This is a genomic window from Rahnella sp. NRRL B-41462 (genome assembly GCF_003263525.1).
Lineage (GTDB): Bacteria > Pseudomonadota > Gammaproteobacteria > Enterobacterales > Enterobacteriaceae > Rahnella > Rahnella aceris.
In genome coordinates, this window is sequence record NZ_JYDF01000027.1 from 1 (window position 1) to 18,418 (window position 18,418).

An 18,418-nucleotide genomic window follows, 5' to 3' on the forward strand; every position below is an offset into this window, starting at 1 on the left:
CGCAGGGGGAGGAGCAAAGCAAGCCACCTCACCGGCTCAGACGCAGAGACTAGAGCTCCAGAGCAATTAACTCTTCCACCGTCTGCCTGCGACGAATCAGTCTTGGCACGCCATTCTCAAACAATACTTCCGGCAGCAGAGGTCGGGTGTTGTAGTTTGATGACATCGATGCGCCATAGGCACCTGTATCGTGGAACACCAGATAATCGCCGATGTGTACCGGCGGCAGCGGGAAGGTTTCCACTCCGCCGCCTGCCTGCTGGGTAAACACGTCGCCGGATTCACACAGCGGACCGGCGATCACGGAATCCGTCAGCGGTTGTCCGCTCACATCGCGGCCATCGGCCGGTAACAGTGAAATATGATGATAGCTGCCGTACATCGCCGGGCGCATCAGGTCATTAAAGCCTGCGTCGCACAGCACGAAATGACGGCTGCCCATGTTTTTCACCGCACGGATTTGCGCCACCAGCACGCCGGATTCCGCCACCAGGAAACGCCCCGGTTCGATCTCCAGTTTAATCTCATGCCCGAGATGCGCGGCAATCTGCTCGCGCGCACGATTCCACAGACCAAAATAGTGGCCGGTATCAATGGATTCTTCTTCAAAATGATAGGGGATCGACAGGCCGCCACCGGCGGAGATCGCTTCAATATCGTGTCCGGTTTCAATCACCTGACGCACCATCGCATCGCAAACCTGCTCAAGGTGACCATAATCCACGCCGGAACCGATATGCATATGAATGCCCACCAGTTTCAGGCCGTAATGGGCAATCTCTGTCAGCGCCTGCGGTAAATCGGCATACCAGATCCCGTGTTTGCTGTTTTCCCCGCCAGTGTTGGTTTTCTGACTGTGACCGTGGCCAAAACCCGGGTTCACGCGCAGCCACACCGGATGCCCGGCTTTATGCTGACCAATCTGACTGAGCATGTCGATAGAACCGGCGTTCACCGGAATATCCAGCGCTGTCACGCGCTCCAGCGTCGGTTGATCCAGTACGTCAGCAGTAAACACAATCTCACTGTCTGTGCCGCCCGGAATAAAACCGGCCACCAGCGCACGCTCAATTTCACCCAGAGAAACGGAATCGACCTTCACGCCCTGCTCGCGCATCAGACGCAGGATATGAATATTAGAACAGGCTTTCTGCGCAAAACGGATCACGTCAAACTGGCGCAACTGCGCGATGCGCTGTTTGATAATCTCAGCGTCATACGCCCACACAGGGCAGCCAAATTGTTGCGGCAGAGCCAGTAAATTCGCGGCATTAAGCGCGGTAGACATATCGTTCAGAGCGCGTGGCATAAGATTTTCCGTCAGTTGAAGTCCGTCATATTTCCCTCAGTATGCCGCGTGGCAGACCGGCGATAAAATATCTATTTCAGGCAAGTCTATTCATTTATGATATGGGCTATTGACATCGCTTAGCGGATGAAACCATGCCAGCTATTTCCCTGCGCCATATCGAAATTTTTCATGCGGTCATGACCACCGGCAATCTGACGGAAGCCGCTGCGTTGCTCAATACCTCGCAGCCGACAGTCAGCCGTGAACTGGCGCGCTGCGAAAAGTTGCTGAATCTGCAGTTATTCGAACGCCTGCGCGGGCGTTTATATCCTACCGTTCAGGGTCTGCGGCTGTTTGAGGAAGTGCAGCGCTCGTATTACGGGCTGGACAGAATTATCAGCGCAGCGGAAGGCATCCGCCAGTTCGAGCAGGCGCAACTGTCGATCGCCTGCCTGCCGGTGTTCAGTCAGTCGCTGCTGCCTGCGGTGTGTAAACCGTTTCTCGACCGCTACCCCGATGTCAGTTTCAATATTGTGCCGCAGGAATCGCCGCTGCTGGAAGAATGGCTTTCTGCGCAGCGCCATGATTTAGGGCTGACGGAAAATACCCAGACGCCAGCCGGAACCGAGCGACAGACGCTGCTGACACTGAACGAAGTGTGCGTGCTGCCTGCCGGACATCCTTTGGCTGAGAAATCGCGACTCACACCACAAGATTTCAGCGGACTGAATTATATCAGCCTGTCGGCGACCGACAGTTACCGGCAACTGCTGGATACGTTATTTATGGAACAACAGGTTACGCGGCGGCTGGTGATGGAAACCCACAGCGCCGCGTCAGTGTGCAGTATGGTGCGCGAAGGCGCGGGCGTGTCGATCGTCAACCCGCTGACCGCATTGGATTATTGTGACAACGGACTCGTCCTGCGGGAATTCAGCGTCGCCGTACCCTTTACCGTCAGCCTGATCCGGCCGTTGCACCGCCCCGCTTCGGCGCTGGTCACCACATTTATCGAACACTGCCATCAGCAGGCGCAACGCTTTGCCGGGCATCTCGAGGCCGCGCTGATGCGCTGAACAGAAAAAAATAAGGCCACGCCGGAGAAATCCTGCATGGCCTTTAATTTTTTTAGCGGCTGAATTACGCGGCCGCTTTTTCCGCTTTCTTCGCCGCACGGCGGAAAGTGATCACACACAGTACGAAGCCGATAGCGCCGAGTGCGCCCGCCGCCAGCGGCACAGTGCTCAGTCCCATTCCGCGTTCAATCACCGCGCCGCCCACCCAGGCACCCAGCGCATTGCCCACGTTAAACGCCGCAATGTTCAGGGTCGACACCAGGTTTGGCGCATTTTTGCCGTAGGTCACCACGTTAACCTGCAAGGCAGGCACCGCGGCAAAGTTCACCATCGCCCAGATAAACAGCGTGATTTCCGCCGCCACCAGATGAACGCTGGTGTAGCTGAACAGCACGGAGAATATGGCGATCATCAGGAAAGTCAGGGTCAGCGAGATACCCAGACGCCAGTCCGCCAGACGCCCGCCCAGCACGTTACCGATGGTCAGACCGAGGCCGATCAGCAGCAGCGTCCAGCTGACACCGTGCTCAGACACGCCGGTAATTTGCGTCAGGATAGGCGCGATATACGTGAACAGCGCGAACATCGCGGCAGCAAAGAAAATAGTGATCGACAGCGACAGCCATAATCCCAGGCTACCCAGCGCACGGATTTCCTTACGCAGATCAGTCGGCTCTTCTTCTTTCTTATCCGGCAGCTTTTTATAGAGTGCGAACAGTGAGGCCACGCCAATCACCGCCACCACCCAGAAGGTTGAACGCCAGCCGAAAGCCTGTCCGAGCGCAGTACCGAGCGGAACGCCCAGCACGTTAGCCAGTGTCAGGCCGGTGAACATCAGCGCAACCGCTGAAGCACGACGGTTAGGCGCCACCAGACTTGCCGCTACCACCGCGCCAATCCCGAAGAAGGCACCATGACACAGCGCGGTGATCACGCGCGCCAGCATCAGGAAATCGTAGCTGTACGACAGCGCGCACATCACGTTGCCAATAATAAAGATGCCCATCAGCAGCAGCAGGGTGTTCTTGCGCGGCAGTTTTGCCGTCAGCACGGCCATGATCGGTGCCCCGATTGCCACACCCAGCGCGTATCCGCTGATTAACCAGCCTGCAGAAGGAATACTGACATTCAGATCCCCCGCCACGTTGGGGAGCAGCCCCATGATGACGAATTCAGTGGTACCGATGGCAAACGCGCTGAGCGCCAGTGCCAGGAGTGCGACAGGCATAAAAACTCCGGATATTTTTAGTGATGAGTAAAGGCACCGGCATTGCGCCGGATGGGTTTAAATACCACGTTGATCACACTTTTGACCAGACGCAGTCTGTGCCCTTGCTGCCTGAAAAACACCCGATATCAGGATTAATCTTTACATAACAATACATTGCAGGGAATGCGCGGAAGACGAAAAAGGGACCGATTCCACTGGCTTATTCCCTGCCGGTGACTCAGCGTTTTTCTTCTGTCAGCGACAGCCAGCGCGGATGGCCTTTGAACCATTCCACCAGAAAATCGAGCAGCGCTCGCAACGCCGCCGGCATTTGCCGCCGGGACATGTAAATCGCATAAATCCCCATTTCCTGTGGCTGCCACCCGCTGAGTAAGGCGACGAGCTGGCCGCTGGCAATCAGCGGTGCCGCCGAATAATAAGGCTGCATGACGATTCCCGCGCCTTCCACTGCCCCGGTCAGCAGCACCAGCGATTCATTGGCGCTCAGATTTCCGCTCACCGGAATCGCGACCTGTTCACCCTGCCGTGCAAACTGCCACAGGCTTTTGCCGAACCAGGTGTACGTCAGGCAGTTGTGGACTGCCAGATCCTGCGGATGCTGCGGCGTACCCTGCGCGGCCAGATAAGCCGGAGACGCGCAGACGACCGACGGACACAGCGCCAGCGGCCGGGCGATCAGGTTCGGATCCAGATCGTTAGTGATGCGCAGCGCCAGATCGATCCGGTCTTCCACCAGATTGATCGCCCGGCTTTCCAGCTGAAGATCGATACTGACCTGCGGATGTCGGCGCAAAAATTCACTGACCGCAATCACCACCGCACCCTGCCCGAAAGATTGTGAGCAACTCAGACGCAGCAAACCGCGCAACGCTTCATCGCCCGTATCCGCCACGCTGCTCATTTCAGCCGCCACCGACAGCATTTTCCGGCAACGCGCCAGCGTGTTTTCGCCCGCATCCGTCAGGCTGAGTTTGCGGGTGGAGCGGTGCAGCAGGCGCGCGCCCGACCACTTTTCCATCTCCGACAGATAACGTGTCACCATCGCCCGCGACATATTCAGCGATTCGGCAGCACTGACCATGCTTCCCCGTTCAACAATGGCAACAAACACTTGTGCAGCGGTAATTCTGTCCATGATTCGTCCGGTTTATGCAACAAACAGTTGCGCATTATCCGGTTTTTCCCGCGGATTATGCAACGTACAGTAGAGTCTTACTGAATGTGATTATTTACGTCTCTGAGGAAAACCCATGCAACTGAAACATCTGACTCTGATCGCCGCCCTGCTGGGCAGCAGCCTGTCCGCTCACGCCGCCAGTGCACTGAAAATGGACGTGTATAACCCCGGTGAAAAAAGCGTTTTCCCGGTTTCTTCTGAAATCATTACCGGCGATAAAGAAGCGGTTCTGATCGACGCGCAGTTCCAGCGCAATGACGCAGAAAAACTGGTGGAAATGATCAAGGCAACCGGCAAGAAACTGACGACGGTGTACATCAGCCAGTCCGACCCGGATTACTACTTCGGGCTGGATGTCATCCATGCCGCGTTCCCGGACGCCAAAATCGTGGCAACGCAGGCCACCATCGATCAGATCAACGCCAGCAAAGACGGTAAAGTCGCTTTCTGGGGACCGCAGTTGAAAGACAATGCGCCAAAATCTGTTGTGGTTCCTGAACCGCTGAAAGGTACGACCTTTGAACTCGAAGGCCATAAGTTTGAGGTTCAGGGCGTAGATAAAGAACGGACGTTTGTCTGGATCCCGTCGCTGAAAGCGGTAGTGGGCGGCGTGCTGGTGAATGGCAATAACATGCATGTCTGGACAGCAGATACGCAGACGCCGAAATCCCGTAAACAGTGGGTAGAAGCGCTCAATGAAATTACCGGTCTTAATCCGCAAGTCGTTGTACCGGGACATTTCCTGCCGGGCGCGCCAAAAACGCTGGAATCGGTGGAATTCACCCGCCAGTATCTGCTGACGCTGGAAAAAGAATTACCGAAAGCGAAAGATTCTGCCGCGCTTATCGCCGCGATGAAAAAACATTATCCGCAACTGAAAGACGATTCTTCATTACAACTGAGTGCGAAAGTATTGAAGGGCGAAATGAAGTGGCCGCAGTGAATATAACCTGACTCGGCGCCCTCTTCGGCTAAAGGCATACGTCGATCGGCTCCCTCCCCTGCGAGAGGAGGTTGGGCTGGTGTATTGCAGCAAAATCAAAAAGTTGAAATGTGCATTGACGAGGTATTAGCCCTTAAAACCGCCTGAGGCGGGTTTTAAACTTACGGCGTCACCCGTACAAATTCGCCTTCGGCCTGCACGTTGTGACCGAAACCGCAGTCATTGGTGGTGTGAAGTTTAACGCTACGGGGTGCGAAATTCATGTCCACGCTACACTCGCCGCCACCGGCGGAGGCATCATCGGCTTCGTGGTAAACCGCGTGATTATCCTTGATTGCCGTCACCACCGAAAAATCGCCGGTATTCGGGCCGTAATACAGTGACATCTGCCCCATGTATAAACCGCTGAAATCGATTTTAAACTGCGCTTCTTCGGCTTTCACTTCGACGATATTCCAGCTACCAAACCCGGCATATTGCCAGTAAATCCCTGCCGGACTTTCGGCTGGCGGCAAGGCATCCAGTTTTGGCTGCATCTGACTCAGGTTGTATTGTGATTTTTTGTCAGCAGGTGCCAGCATCAGCCAGGCCTTGGCTTTCAGATAATCGCCCTGCTTTATGTAGGTCAACGCAATGTTGTTGTAGGCCGTGGCAATCTGGTCCTGCGGCTTATGGCAAAACTCGCTCCAGGCGACCTGATTACGAAAAATTTCCCGGGCTTTGCCCATATCACCCTGCTGATAAGCCACTTTTCCGGCAGCGGCATAAATCCCGGCTTTAACACAATCGGCGTCGATATCCGGTTCATCAATCTGGGCAAACGCCTGAACACTGGCAAAACATCCTGCCACCAGCAGTAAATTCACTGCGACTTTCATCAAACATCCTTCTACTTTTGTGGTCTACAGAGCTTCGTGCTGGAAAAACATCCTTACAAGTGGCTCATTGCCCTATCGCACTGAGCCACTCATTCTGGGATGATTGGCTTTACAACATATCGATTACACATGGCTATTATGACTAAAAAACCTGGGAAATCGGCGCAATGGGGCGCCGTCTGGCAGTTAATTAAGCCTTACTGGCGCTCAGAAGAAAAGTGGCGTGCCTGGAGCATGTTGACCACAATCATCATCCTTTCGCTGGCCGGTGTGTACCTCAGCGTACAGTTTAACGAATGGAACCGTGTCTTTTATGACGCGCTGCAAAACAGAAACTATCCGGTTTTCAAAGCCCAGCTATTTAAATTTACCTGGCTGGCGCTGTTGTTCATCGTTATCGCCATCTACAGAGTGTATCTGACGCAGGGTCTGCAAATGAGCTGGCGGCGCTGGATGACTGAAGAGTATATGGAGAAGTGGCTGACCAATCACGCCTATTATTACACGGAGTATCAGCATCAGGTGGATAACCCCGATCAGCGTATTTCCGATGACCTGAATGCCCTGACCAGCGGGACACTTTCTCTGGTGCTCGGTCTGCTGTCGAGCGTGGTGACGCTGTTCTCCTTCGTATTTATTTTGTGGTCGATCAGCGGGCCGCTGAACTTTATGCTCGCGGGCCATCACGTTGAAATCCCCGGCTACATGCTGTGGTTCGCGCTGCTCTATGCCGCCATTGGTTCCTTCATTATCTGGTATATCGGTAAACCCCTGGTAAGACTCGGGTTTAATCAGGAATGGTTCGAGGCGAACTTCCGTTTTGGCCTGATCCGTATTCGTGAAAACAGCGACGCGATCGCGCTGTATCACGGTGAAAAAAACGAGCACGATCAGCTGACCGGCAAGTTTGAATCCATCAAAACCAACTGGTGGTCTATCATGCGCGTCACCCGTCGCCTGAACGTGGCATCCAACTTTTACGCGCAGTTTGCCAATATTTTCCCGATCCTGGTGGCGTCACCGCGCTATTTCTCCGGCGCGATCCAGATGGGTGCGCTGATGCAGATTGCTTCCGCGTTCGGTCAGGTGCAGGGCGCGTTGTCCTGGTTCATCGATGCCTTTACCGATCTGGCAAACTGGAAAGCCACGGTTAACCGTCTTGCCGGTTTCAATGCGGCAATCGATCAGGTTAACGCTCAGCCGCGCGGCATCAGCGTAGGCAAAAGCACCGAACACGCCTTACAGCTTGATAAACTGACGCTGAACCTGCCGAACGGGAATCCGCTGTTTTGCAATATTTCTGCTGCCATGCAACCGGGCGAACGCGTGCTGATTGCCGGGCCTTCCGGTTGTGGTAAATCAACGTTGCTGCGTGCGATTGCCGGTATCTGGCCTTACGGCTCAGGCAATATTGCGCTGGCAGAAGGTAAGCGTTATCTGTTCCTGCCACAGCGCAGTTACATTCCGATTGGCACATTGCGCGATGCGCTCAGTTATCCTGACGCCAGCCGTGAATATACGGATGAACAACTGCAACAGGTGCTGACGCAATGTCGTCTGTCACATCTGGCGGCGGTAGAAATTCTGGATGATTACGCCAACTGGAGCCAGCGCCTCTCGCCGGGTGAACAGCAGCGGCTCTCCTTTGCCCGTGCGCTGTTGATCAAACCCGATACGCTGTTCCTCGACGAAGCCACCAGCGCACTGGATGACGAAACCGAACAACAGGTATACGCTCTGCTGCTGAGCGAATTGCCGGAAACGTCAGTTATCAGTGTGGCACACCGTAATTCGGTCGCGAAATACCATCAGCACTGCTGGCGGTTCAAAAATCAGGAAAATGGCCCGTGCGGATTCACCTCCACGGCGCTGTTGCCTGAATAACGCCTGACGCCACCGGAAAGTGGTTTCAAAATGCAGAAAGGTTGCTGATGTCAGCAACCTTTATTTTTTGTGTGTGCTGAAACCCATTTTGAGCAGAAAACCAACAGGGTGGCTGGCTGCTTTGTATAGCTGACTATACAATTATTCTTAAGTGAAATTTAAAAGGGTCGGAGGTAAGGGTTAATGAAGATAGATAAAAATTCGTTCACGCCGCTTTATCTGCAAATTGAGCAGCAACTTACCGAAAAAATCAGCACCGGCGAAATCCGCCCCGGAGATCCGATCCCGACCGAAGCCGCCATGTGCGAAATCTATGGCGTCTCGCGCATGACCGCGCGAAAAGCCGTGGATTATCTGGTGCGTCAGGGGCGCGTGGCCCGTTTTCGCGGTCGCGGCACCTTTGTCGTTGAGCCGCCAAAGCAGCAGAAAATCATTCTGCCGCTCGACCGGCATCTCACCGCCAGCGAAGTCGCCCAGGAAAATAATCAGCGCATTGAAAATCAGGTGCTGGAATTTCGCCGTATGCCTGCCAGTGAAGACATTGCCCGCGAACTGAATATTCCCGCCGGTACTGAAGTTTATTTTATGATCCGCCTGCGTCTGCTCGGTGATGAGCCGTTTGTGTATGAACAATGCTGGATGCTGTGCGACCGGTTCCCGGATATCACGCGCGCCGCCATGACATCGTCAAAATATGCTTATATTCGCTCGAAAGGTTTCCAGCCTGCGGGCAGCACCAAACTGATTTCGGCAGAACTGCCGTCCAACGAGATACGCGTCGCGCTCAACCTGTCACGCGACCAGCCGGTGCTGCATTCCCACGCGATTGTGTCGTTCACTGACGGCACGCTGTTTGAAGTGTCTGATGTCTACTACAACCAGAAAAACTATGGCTTCAGCGTCCATGCCAAAGTGAAAGCTTAAGCGCCGTCAGGCAATGCCCGACAACTCCGCCTTCACCAGATTCGCCACCTGCTCAACCTGCGGGCCATAGATCACATGCACATCCGTTTCGGTGATGCGTTTCACCCCCATCGCGCCGGTTTTCATTAATGTGCCATCCTGTATCTGAGTCATATCTTTGACCTTCACGCGCAGGCGGGTGAAACAGCAATCGACCGCCGTAATATTCCCCTCGCCGCCCAGTCCGATGATGATATTTTTGGTTTTTTCGCCCGTGCCCTGCGCCGGTTTTGCGCGTTCTTCGGCATCATTTTCATCCTCACGCCCTGGCGTTTTTACCTGCATCCGCAGAATGACCCAGCGGAACGTGAAGTAATACAGTGGCGCGTAGATGATGCCGAGGATCAGCGGATACCACCAGTGCGTGCGGCTGCCGCCGAGCACGCCGAAGATCAGGAAGTCGATCGCCCCGCCCTGCACGTTACCGATCATCACATGCAGCATTTGCATCAGCACGAACGACAACCCCGTCAGCACCGCATGCAGGAAATACAGCACCGGCGAAACGAAAATAAAGCAGAACTCCAGCGGTTCAGTGATCCCGGTGGTAAATGACGCCAGTGCGCCCGCCAGCATCAGCGCTTTCACACGGCCTTTATGTTCCGGCCGCGCGCAGTGATACATCGCCAGCGCCGCCGCCGGTAACCCGAACATCATCACCGGGATTTTCCCCTGCGCCAGGAAGCGCGTCGCCTGCTGCGTGACCGCATCGGAGATCGTGCCCGGATTGGCCAGCGCGGCATTAAAGATATTCAGCGCGCCGACAATACTCTGGTTATCCACCGTGGTGACACCGCCGATGGGGGTAAAGCGCACGGTTTCATTAATGATGTGATGCAAACCGGTCGGGATCAGCAAACGTTCTGAGGTGGCATAAATAAAGGTGCCGATCTCGCCCGTGCGCCCGATAAGCTCGCCGATCCACTGGATCCCCTGGGCGATCGTCGGCCAGATCAGCGACATCAGCACACCGACGATCGGCAGCACCAGCACGGTGACAATTGGTACAAAACGCCGCCCGCCAAAAAACGCGATCGCCGTCGGCAGCACGATGGTATAGAAACGGTTGTGCAGCCACATGGTGATCAGGCCGACCAGCACCCCGCCCAGCACGCTCATGTTGTAGGTGAAAATCCCCAGCGTGTTGGTGAACTCGGCGGCGTAAATCATCGCGTCACTTTCGGTCATGCCTTTTGCCGTGAGTTTGGCGACCGTAATGGTTTCCGGCGTAATCCCCTGCGCCAGCAGGCTGTAATTAACCCCGACGTGCAGCCCGACAAAACCGATCACGGCGGAAAACGCCGCCGTGGCCTTCTCTGCATTAGCCAGCCCCATTGCCGTGGCGACCGCAAAAAACAACGGCAAATTAGCGAACAGCGCACCGGAGACCTGACGGATAAAGCCGATGACCAGTTGCAATGTTTTCATCTGGGTAAAGGTTTCACCGGTGACCGCCGGATTCTGCAATGCGGCGGCCAGACCTAAGAAAATCCCGGCGGCGGCAATCACCGAGATAGGCGTCATCAGGGCTTTCCCCAGATCGTGAACCTTGCTGCCAAGTTTTATCATCTGTCTTCCCTCAATTCGCTGGCTAAAAATAAACCGTTAATTGAGTTAAGTCACAGAATGTATAGTTGTATAGACATAGCAGTCAGGAGTATGAAAGGGATCACAGTTTTGCGAGAGGAAAGCTGGCTGGCGGTGCAAAGGCAAAAAAAAGCCCACATCGGACTGTGGGCATGGGGGTTGCAACTGGCCGCTGTTCAAAACGGCTGGCAACAAGCAAATGTGAGAACTGCTCGTTCTCGGCCCTTAAGGTAACGGCTGCGGGCTTAATCCCTTAGTCTTTTCAGGTAAGGAGCAGGTTAAAATGTATAAATTTGTTTGATATGCATCACACTTTTTTAACACCTAACAATTCATTCACTTTTAGAACATCCCTCTGATAATTATTCTTATGGCCTATTAATTAGTTTACTAAGTAATGACTTTCCTGCCATTTTCCACTGCACGAAAAGATTAAAACCTTACAATAACAAGGGATTATGTAGCAACATTATCCTCATATTTTGAAATATAGAAACATGGGTGATGACAATATCCTTACACCGGGAAATCAGGCGCTCTCGTATAGTGAAGGACTTGTTGAGAATGGTTATTCTCAATTCCCCCAAAAGAGTGAATTCTATGCGCCTGAAGTTACTTTCTGTCAGTACAGTGGTACTGCTTTCCGCATGTGATGGTTCTGCCAGTTCTGCTTCCCCGGCAGCACAGGCTCCTGCGGTGAATGTCGTTACTTTGCACAGCCAGCCCGTCGCCCTCACCACCAGTCTGCCCGGCCGCACCACCGCGGTTCGCAGCGCGGAAGTCCGTCCGCAGGTGAACGGCGTGATCCAAAAACGTCTGTTCGTGGAAGGCAGCGAAGTCAAAGCCGGTCAGCAGCTTTATCAGATTGATCCGTCAACCTATCAGGCCTCTTTCGATCGCGCGATGGCGACCTGGAAAAGCGCCGACGCCACCGCCCGCCGCTATAAACCGCTGGTTGAAGCGCAGGCGGTCAGCCGTCAGCAATATGATGATGCCGTGGCCGCCGAGCGCGAAGCCGCAGCAGATGTCGAGACCGCCCGTGTCAATCTGCAATACACCAAAGTGTACGCGCCGATTTCCGGCCATATTGGCCGCTCGCTGTATACCGAAGGTGCGCTGGTGACCAGCGGCCAGACGGCATATCTGACCACTATCGATCAGCTCAATCCTATCTATGTTGACGTCAATGAATCCTCACAAGATTTGCTGAAACTGCGTCGCGCGCTGGCTTCCGGTAAGTTGCAATCCGCCGGTGACAACGCCGCGCAGGCCACCCTGACGCTGGAAGATGGCAGCAAATACGCCCTGCCGGGCAAGCTGGAATTCTCCGAAGTCACCGTGTCGCAAAGTACCGGTTCCGTTACCCTGCGGGCCTCTTTCCCGAACCCGCACGACGAACTGCTGCCGGGTATGTTTGTTCACGCCCAGTTACAACAAGGCATTGATGACAAAGGTATTCTGGTACCGCAGGAAGCCATCATGCATGACGTCAAAGGTGCGCCTTATGTGTATGTGGTGAAAGCCGACAGCACCGTTGAGCAGCGTTCCATCACCACCGGTCAGATGATGAACGGTAACTGGTTAGTCAGTCAGGGTCTGAATGACGGCGACAAAGTGATCACCGACGGATTACAGAACGTCAGGCCGGGTGCCAAAGTCAACGCCACCGAGCGTAAAGCCAGTGCCCCTGCCGAACAGGCTAATCTCGCGATGACCGATCCTTCCGCGCAATAGGTGAGCTGAATGTCTACTTTCTTTATTAACCGCCCCATATTCGCCTGGGTTGTCGCCATCGTCATCATGCTCGCCGGTGCGCTGTCGATCATGAAACTGCCGATCAGCCAGTACCCGAATATCGCGCCTCCGGCGATTTCCGTCAGCGTCACCTATCCGGGTGCGTCAGCGGAAACCGCCCAGAACACCGTAGTTCAGGTCATTGAACAGCAACTGAACGGGCTGGATAACCTGCGCTATATCGAATCGCAAAGTAACAGCGACGGCAGTGCCACAATCATTGCCACCTTTGATCAGGGTACTAACCCGGATATCGCGCAGGTTCAGGTACAGAACAAAGTGTCGCTGGCCGAATCGCAACTGCCGACCGAAGTGGTCAATCAGGGGATCCGTATTGCCAAATATCAGGCCAACTTCATGCTGCTGGTCAGCCTGATTTCGACCGACGGTAAAATGAGTAACTCGGATCTGAGTAACCTGCTGGTGACCAAACTGGAAGACCCGATCGTGCGTACCAAAGGCGTCGGCGACTTCCTGCTGCTCGGTTCAGAATACGCGATGCGTATCTGGCTCGACCCGGCAAAACTGTATAAATATCAGCTGGTCCCAAGTGATGTCAGCGCGGCGATTGAAGCGCAAAACGTACAGGTGTCGTCCGGTTCCCTCGGCGGCCTGCCGACGGTCAAAGACAGCAAACTCAGCGCCACGATCATTGGTAAAACCCGTTTCGACAGTATTCATCAGTTCAAAAACGTGCTGCTGAAAGTGAACGCCGACGGTTCTCAGGTGCGTCTCAGTGATGTCGGCAACGTGGATCTGGGGCCGGAAAGTTATTCCATCTCCTCCACGTTTAACGGCAGGCCCTCTACCGCTATCGCCCTGCGTCTGGCAAGCGGCGCGAACGTACTGGACACCGACAGAGCAGTAAGAGAAACCATCGCCGGGCTGGAAGATTCTCTGCCGGCTGGCGTGAAAGTCGAGTTCCCGTACCAGACCGCGCCGGTGGTCAGCGCATCGATTGAGGAAGTGGTAAAAACGCTGATCGAAGCCATCGTGCTGGTGTTCTGCGTGATGTTACTGTTCCTGCAAAACCTGCGCGCAACACTGGTCACCACGCTGGTGGTGCCGGTGGTTCTGCTCGGTACCTTCGGTATTCTGGCGGCAGCGGGGTATTCCATTAACACCCTGACCATGTTCGGGATGGTGCTGGCGATAGGCCTGCTGGTGGATGATGCCATCGTGGTGGTGGAAAACGTCGAACGTGTGATGACGGAAGAAAAGCTCTCGCCGAAAGACGCCACCATCAAATCGATGAAACAGATCCAGGGCGCGCTGTTTGGTATCGCGCTGGTGCTGTCTGCCGTACTGGTGCCGATGGCGTTCTTCGGTGGCTCAACCGGGATCATCTACCGTCAGTTCTCGATCACCATCGTATCCGCGATGGCGCTTTCGGTGCTGATGGCGCTGATTTTCACCCCGGCGCTGTGCGCCACCATCATCAAACACAACGACGAGGAAAAATCGCAGAAAGGCTTCGCGGGCTGGTTTAACCGTAACTTCGACAAAGGCGCGATGCGCTACACCCGCGCCGTCGGCACGGTCATCTCACGCCGCCGTCTGTTTATGGGCATCTACCTGCTGATCGTGATCGCCACCGGCTTTATGTTCACCCGCGTGCCGACCACCTTCCTGCCGGATGAAGATCAGGCCGTGATGTTTGTTCAGGCGACGTTGCCCGCCAACGCCTCGGCAGAACGAACCCAGCAGGTGCTGGATAACGTCCGGGAATATCTGATGACGCAGGAAAGCGGCATCGTTTCCTCGGTGTTTACCGCCAATGGCTTCAGCTTCGCCGGACGAGGCCAGAACGTCGGGATTGCCTTCGTGCAGTTGAAAACCTGGGCCGACCGCCCGGCCGCCGCGCAAAAAGTTCAGGCGCTGGCCGGTCGTGCGATGGCGCATTTCGCCACCATCAAAGATGCCCGCGTATTTGCTTTCGTTCCGCCAGCCGTTATGGAACTGGGTAATGCCACCGGCTTCGACTTCTTCCTGCAAGACACCAACGGCAAGGGGCATGAAGCCCTGATGGCCGCGCGTAACCAGTTCCTGCAAATGGCGTCACAGGACAAACGCCTGATGGCTGTGCGCCCGAACGGGATGGAAGATGAACCGCAATATCAGCTGGAAATTGACGATGAACGGGCGCAGGCGCTGGGTCTGAGCCTCGACGACATCAACAACACCTTGTCAGCGGCCTGGGGTTCAGCGTATGTGAACCAGTTCATGTACAACGACCGCGTGAAGCGTGTTTACATCCAGGGCAAGGCGGCTTCCCGCGTCACGCCTGAAGATCTGAACAACTGGTATTTCCGTAATTCCAGCGGCGATATGGTGCCGTGGAGCGCCTTCGGCAGCGGCAAATGGGTGTACGGCTCACCGCGTTATGAACGTTTCAACGGCGTGTCTTCCGTCGAACTGATGGGTTCACCGGCACCGGGCTACAGCTCGGGCGATGCCAACGAGGCGGTGATGGAAATCGCGGCCAAACTGCCACCGGGTTACAAAGTGGCATGGCACGGCCTGAGCTACGAAGAGAAGCTTTCCGGCTCACAAACACCGGCGCTTTACAGTCTGTCGATGATCGTGGTGTTCCTGTGTCTGGCGGCGCTGTACGAGAGCTGGTCAATTCCGTTCTCCGTCATGCTGGTGGTACCGCTGGGGATTTTAGGCACCATCGGTGCTGTGTTGCTGCGCGGGTTGTCGAATGATGTCTTCTTCCAGGTTGGCCTGCTGACGACCGTCGGGCTGGCGGCGAAGAACGCCATATTGATTGTTGAGTTCGCCAAGGAGCTGCATGAGAACGAAGGGATGTCGGTGGCACAAGCGGCCATCGAAGCGGCCAAGCTGCGTATCCGGCCGATCATCATGACCTCAATGGCCTTCGTCCTCGGCGTATTCCCGCTGACCATTTCCAGCGGCGCGGGCGCGGGCAGCCAGCATTCCATCGGGACGGCGGTGGTCGGCGGCATGCTCACGGCCACCTTCCTGGCGATCTTCTTCGTGCCGATGTTCTACGTCACGGTTGTGAATCTGTTCACCCGCAAATCGAAAAAACACGATAAGGCGCTTCCTGCACCAGAGGCAACACACCATGAATAAACCGCATTTCGCGCTGTCGCTTATCGGCGCGTTTTCACTCACCCTGCTGGCCGGCTGTACGATGGAGCCGGATTATCAGCGCCCTGCGCTGCCGGTTGCCAGCAACTGGGACGGCGCCAAAACCGGTGCTGCGCAGGATATCGGCTGGAAAGCCTTCTTCAATCAACCGGCGATGAAGCAGCTGATTGGCATGTCCCTGGCTAACAACCGCGACCTTCGGGTCGCGGCATTAAACGTCGATACCGCCCGCGCTACCTTCCAGATTGACCGTGCCGCGCTGCTGCCGACACTCGACGCCAGCGCCGGTGAAACCAACCAGCATCTGCCGGGCGGATTGTATTCAACACAAACCAGCGGACCGGTGACGTATCAGCAATACAGCGCGAATCTGGGCGTAACGTCTTATGAGGTTGACCTGTTTGGCCGCTTACGCAGCCTGCGCGATCAGGGGCTGGAAACTTATCTGGCGACAGAAGCTACACAGCGCGCCACGCAAATTTCGCTGGTGGCTGAAGTCGCTTCCGGCTATCTGAGTCTGGCGGCGGATAACGATCTGCTAAAACTGGCGATCAGTACCGCCGACAGTCAGAAAAAATCTTACGAACTCACCAAACGCAGCTACGATTCCGGCATCGACACTTCACAGGATCTGGTGCAGGCCGAAACCACGGTGCGCGCGGCGCAGGCCGACATCGCCCAGTACACACGTCAGGTACGTCAGGACGTCAATGCACTGACACTGCTGGTCGGCACCACCATTCCACAGAGTTTGCTGGCGAACGCCACCCTGCAACAGGACTGGAAATTCCCGCAGACACCGGCCGGTTTGCCCTCTGATCTGCTGACCCGTCGTCCGGATATTATTTCCGCTGAACATACGCTGAAAGCGGCTAATGCCAATATCGGCGCGGCGCGTGCAGCGTTCTTCCCAAGCATTACGCTGACCGGCACGGCAGGCACAGAAAGCGGCAGCCTGAGTAAACTGTTCGACGGCGCACCGGTGCCTGGTCATTTATGCCATCGGTTAATATCCCGATCTTCGACGGTGGCGTGAATCAGGCCAATCTCGACATCGCGAAGGACACCAAGAAAATTGATATCGCCAACTATGAGAAAGCGATTCAGACGGCGTTCAAGGAAGTCTCCGACGGCTTAGCCGGTCAGGCGACCTACAAAGATGAACTGCTGGCCCGCCAGCAGGACGCCGACGCCAATCAGCGCAACTACGATCTCTCGCAGATGCGCTTCAAAGGCGGTGTCGATAACTACCTGAGCGTACTGGTCGCCCAGCGCTCGCTGTATTCTGCTCAGCAAACGCTGATCACCACACAACTTGCCCAACTGAATCAGGACATCAGTTTGTATAAAGCGTTAGGAGGCGGCTGGAAGGAGTGATTTTTGAGTGAATGGAAACGCCGGCGGAAGTCGGCGTTTTTGTTTGAGCCGGAGAGACCTTATCCCGCCACATATTCATCTCAGAATCTTCTTCACTAACTCACCCCGCGCATCAAAATAACGGCTCGGCCAGATCACGCTCGGATGCACCTCCAGCGCCTGTGCAATCACCTTCTCCCCTTTCGGCCATGATCGTGACAGCGCATTCGATAAGGTGGATGAGCTCAACCCGGCACTGCGCGATACCGCCGCCAATGTCGTACCCCGTTTACGCAATGCCGCAATGATGTCTGCCTGATGCCAGTCGGTATGATTCTGTGCTTTGTTCATGGAGGATCCTTTCCTGAGTTATGAGTAAACAAAACGTCTACACAGGAAGAGTAAACCGGGAGAAAAATTATCCCAAAACGGGATAAAACCAGATGAATAGTGATCAGGTCATTGATAGATAAGATGAAATGTAATATTGATGAGTTAACTGAGCTAAATACTGATAAAAATTATTTTGGTGGGAATTTTTTCACCGAGTAACCATTAATACCCCACCCCATCCCTCCCCTTCGCAGAGGAGGGAGCCGACCGAGTTTCTACTCCAACCCCTGCAACAAAGGAGGGAGCCGATCGAGCTTTTAACTCCTCCCCCTGCGAAGGGGGAGGCTGGGAGGGGGTATTACAAATAAAATCAGAAGGTTAACATTGTCTTCCGTCGTACAATTTCGCATCGCAAATGCTCAAGAACTTCAGGTAATTCCTGCATAACCTGAAGATTCGTAAACCGGATAACTTTCATTCCTGAATCACACAGAAAGTCAGTTCTGATTTTATCCGCCGCCATTCCGTCCTCACTGAAATGACTTTCACCATCCAGCTCAACCACCAGCCTCACCTCTCCGGCGTAAAAATCGACGATATAGCGCCCGATCCCATGCTGACGGCGAAATTTAACACCCAGCGCTTTACACCGGACCGCCTGCCATAAAACAAACTCTGGATAAGTAAGATTTCCCCGCAGATCCTTGCGTAATTCTTTCTGTTTTGAATCGTTGAACATGCCACCACCGGGTTGTCTTTAATACCCCCACCCAACCTCCCCCTTCGCA

At 54.8% G+C, this 18,418-nt stretch carries 13 protein-coding genes and 1 pseudogene; 7 read left to right on the plus strand and 7 right to left on the minus strand.

Annotated features, from left to right (window positions below):
* Positions 1–49 precede the first annotated feature (49 nt).
* Positions 50–1,309: a diaminopimelate decarboxylase gene (gene lysA, locus UC14_RS07935; RefSeq protein WP_112197520.1), complete on the minus strand. Its 1,260-nt coding sequence runs from the start codon at positions 1,307–1,309 to the stop codon at positions 50–52.
* A gap of 134 nt (positions 1,310–1,443) precedes the next feature.
* Between lysA and UC14_RS07940 the strand changes: the two genes are divergently transcribed.
* Positions 1,444–2,367, plus strand: a complete 924-nt coding sequence (locus UC14_RS07940) for a LysR family transcriptional regulator (RefSeq protein WP_112197521.1) — start codon at positions 1,444–1,446, stop codon at positions 2,365–2,367.
* Positions 2,368–2,431: 64 nt separating this feature from the next.
* On the opposite strand, the gene UC14_RS07945 is transcribed toward UC14_RS07940, so the two are convergent.
* Complete coding sequence (locus tag UC14_RS07945; RefSeq protein ID WP_112197522.1) at positions 2,432–3,595, minus strand: MFS transporter; 1,164 nt, start codon at positions 3,593–3,595, stop codon at positions 2,432–2,434.
* Between the two features lie 220 nt (positions 3,596–3,815).
* Positions 3,816–4,733: a LysR family transcriptional regulator gene (locus UC14_RS07950; RefSeq protein ID WP_013574145.1), complete on the minus strand. Its 918-nt coding sequence runs from the start codon at positions 4,731–4,733 to the stop codon at positions 3,816–3,818.
* Between the two features lie 115 nt (positions 4,734–4,848).
* Between UC14_RS07950 and UC14_RS07955 the strand changes: the two genes are divergently transcribed.
* On the plus strand, positions 4,849–5,718 hold the full coding sequence (locus UC14_RS07955; RefSeq protein WP_013574144.1) for an MBL fold metallo-hydrolase: 870 nt from the start codon (positions 4,849–4,851) through the stop codon (positions 5,716–5,718).
* Between the two features lie 161 nt (positions 5,719–5,879).
* Here UC14_RS07955 and UC14_RS07960 read toward each other — a convergent pair whose 3' ends face one another.
* Positions 5,880–6,596, minus strand: a complete 717-nt coding sequence (locus tag UC14_RS07960) for a tetratricopeptide repeat protein (RefSeq protein WP_013574143.1) — start codon at positions 6,594–6,596, stop codon at positions 5,880–5,882.
* Between the two features lie 129 nt (positions 6,597–6,725).
* Here UC14_RS07960 and UC14_RS07965 point away from each other — a divergent pair, with 129 nt between their 5' ends.
* Positions 6,726–8,480 (plus strand): ABC transporter ATP-binding protein/permease, encoded by a 1,755-nt coding sequence (locus UC14_RS07965; protein WP_112197523.1) that lies wholly within the window; start codon positions 6,726–6,728, stop codon positions 8,478–8,480.
* A 183-nt stretch (positions 8,481–8,663) separates the two neighbouring features.
* Complete coding sequence (locus UC14_RS07970) at positions 8,664–9,404, plus strand: GntR family transcriptional regulator (RefSeq protein ID WP_015689424.1); 741 nt, start codon at positions 8,664–8,666, stop codon at positions 9,402–9,404.
* A 6-nt stretch (positions 9,405–9,410) separates the two neighbouring features.
* Here the strand turns inward: UC14_RS07970 and UC14_RS07975 are convergent, their stop codons facing one another.
* On the minus strand, positions 9,411–11,012 hold the full coding sequence (locus UC14_RS07975) for a PTS transporter subunit EIIC (protein ID WP_013574140.1): 1,602 nt from the start codon (positions 11,010–11,012) through the stop codon (positions 9,411–9,413).
* Between the two features lie 618 nt (positions 11,013–11,630).
* Between UC14_RS07975 and UC14_RS07980 the strand changes: the two genes are divergently transcribed.
* The 3 genes and pseudogenes from UC14_RS07980 to UC14_RS07990 all read left to right on the plus strand — a co-directional run bounded on the left by UC14_RS07980 (position 11,631) and on the right by UC14_RS07990 (position 17,318).
* A complete protein-coding gene (locus UC14_RS07980) occupies positions 11,631–12,764 on the plus strand; it encodes an efflux RND transporter periplasmic adaptor subunit (RefSeq protein ID WP_112197524.1) in 1,134 nt (377 codons plus the stop codon).
* A gap of 9 nt (positions 12,765–12,773) precedes the next feature.
* A complete protein-coding gene (locus UC14_RS07985) occupies positions 12,774–15,923 on the plus strand; it encodes an efflux RND transporter permease subunit (protein ID WP_013574138.1) in 3,150 nt (1,049 codons plus the stop codon).
* Positions 15,916–17,318: pseudogene (locus tag UC14_RS07990) on the plus strand (efflux transporter outer membrane subunit). Before UC14_RS07985 ends, UC14_RS07990 begins: the two are co-directional and overlap by 8 nt.
* 75 nt (positions 17,319–17,393) lie before the next feature.
* Here the strand turns inward: UC14_RS07990 and UC14_RS07995 are convergent.
* Positions 17,394–17,648, minus strand: a complete 255-nt coding sequence (locus tag UC14_RS07995) for a helix-turn-helix transcriptional regulator (RefSeq protein WP_037035188.1) — start codon at positions 17,646–17,648, stop codon at positions 17,394–17,396.
* Between the two features lie 352 nt (positions 17,649–18,000).
* Positions 18,001–18,369 (minus strand): endonuclease domain-containing protein, encoded by a 369-nt coding sequence (locus tag UC14_RS08000; RefSeq protein WP_112197525.1) that lies wholly within the window; start codon positions 18,367–18,369, stop codon positions 18,001–18,003.
* Positions 18,370–18,418 lie beyond the last annotated feature (49 nt).

What these genes read in the sequence shown, in the direction of transcription:
- lysA (WP_112197520.1), bottom strand. Translation starts at nt 1,309, where the DNA reads ATGCCACGCGCTCTGAACGATATGTCTACCGCGCTTAATGCCGCGAAT.
- UC14_RS07940 (WP_112197521.1), top strand. Translation starts at nt 1,444, where the DNA reads ATGCCAGCTATTTCCCTGCGCCATATCGAAATTTTTCATGCGGTCATG.
- UC14_RS07945 (WP_112197522.1), bottom strand. Translation starts at nt 3,595, where the DNA reads ATGCCTGTCGCACTCCTGGCACTGGCGCTCAGCGCGTTTGCCATCGGT.
- UC14_RS07950 (WP_013574145.1), bottom strand. Translation starts at nt 4,733, where the DNA reads ATGGACAGAATTACCGCTGCACAAGTGTTTGTTGCCATTGTTGAACGG.
- UC14_RS07955 (WP_013574144.1), top strand. Translation starts at nt 4,849, where the DNA reads ATGCAACTGAAACATCTGACTCTGATCGCCGCCCTGCTGGGCAGCAGC.
- UC14_RS07960 (WP_013574143.1), bottom strand. Translation starts at nt 6,596, where the DNA reads ATGAAAGTCGCAGTGAATTTACTGCTGGTGGCAGGATGTTTTGCCAGT.
- UC14_RS07965 (WP_112197523.1), top strand. Translation starts at nt 6,726, where the DNA reads ATGGCTATTATGACTAAAAAACCTGGGAAATCGGCGCAATGGGGCGCC.
- UC14_RS07970 (WP_015689424.1), top strand. Translation starts at nt 8,664, where the DNA reads ATGAAGATAGATAAAAATTCGTTCACGCCGCTTTATCTGCAAATTGAG.
- UC14_RS07975 (WP_013574140.1), bottom strand. Translation starts at nt 11,012, where the DNA reads ATGATAAAACTTGGCAGCAAGGTTCACGATCTGGGGAAAGCCCTGATG.
- UC14_RS07980 (WP_112197524.1), top strand. Translation starts at nt 11,631, where the DNA reads ATGCGCCTGAAGTTACTTTCTGTCAGTACAGTGGTACTGCTTTCCGCA.
- UC14_RS07985 (WP_013574138.1), top strand. Translation starts at nt 12,774, where the DNA reads ATGTCTACTTTCTTTATTAACCGCCCCATATTCGCCTGGGTTGTCGCC.
- UC14_RS07995 (WP_037035188.1), bottom strand. Translation starts at nt 17,648, where the DNA reads ATGAACAAAGCACAGAATCATACCGACTGGCATCAGGCAGACATCATT.
- UC14_RS08000 (WP_112197525.1), bottom strand. Translation starts at nt 18,369, where the DNA reads ATGTTCAACGATTCAAAACAGAAAGAATTACGCAAGGATCTGCGGGGA.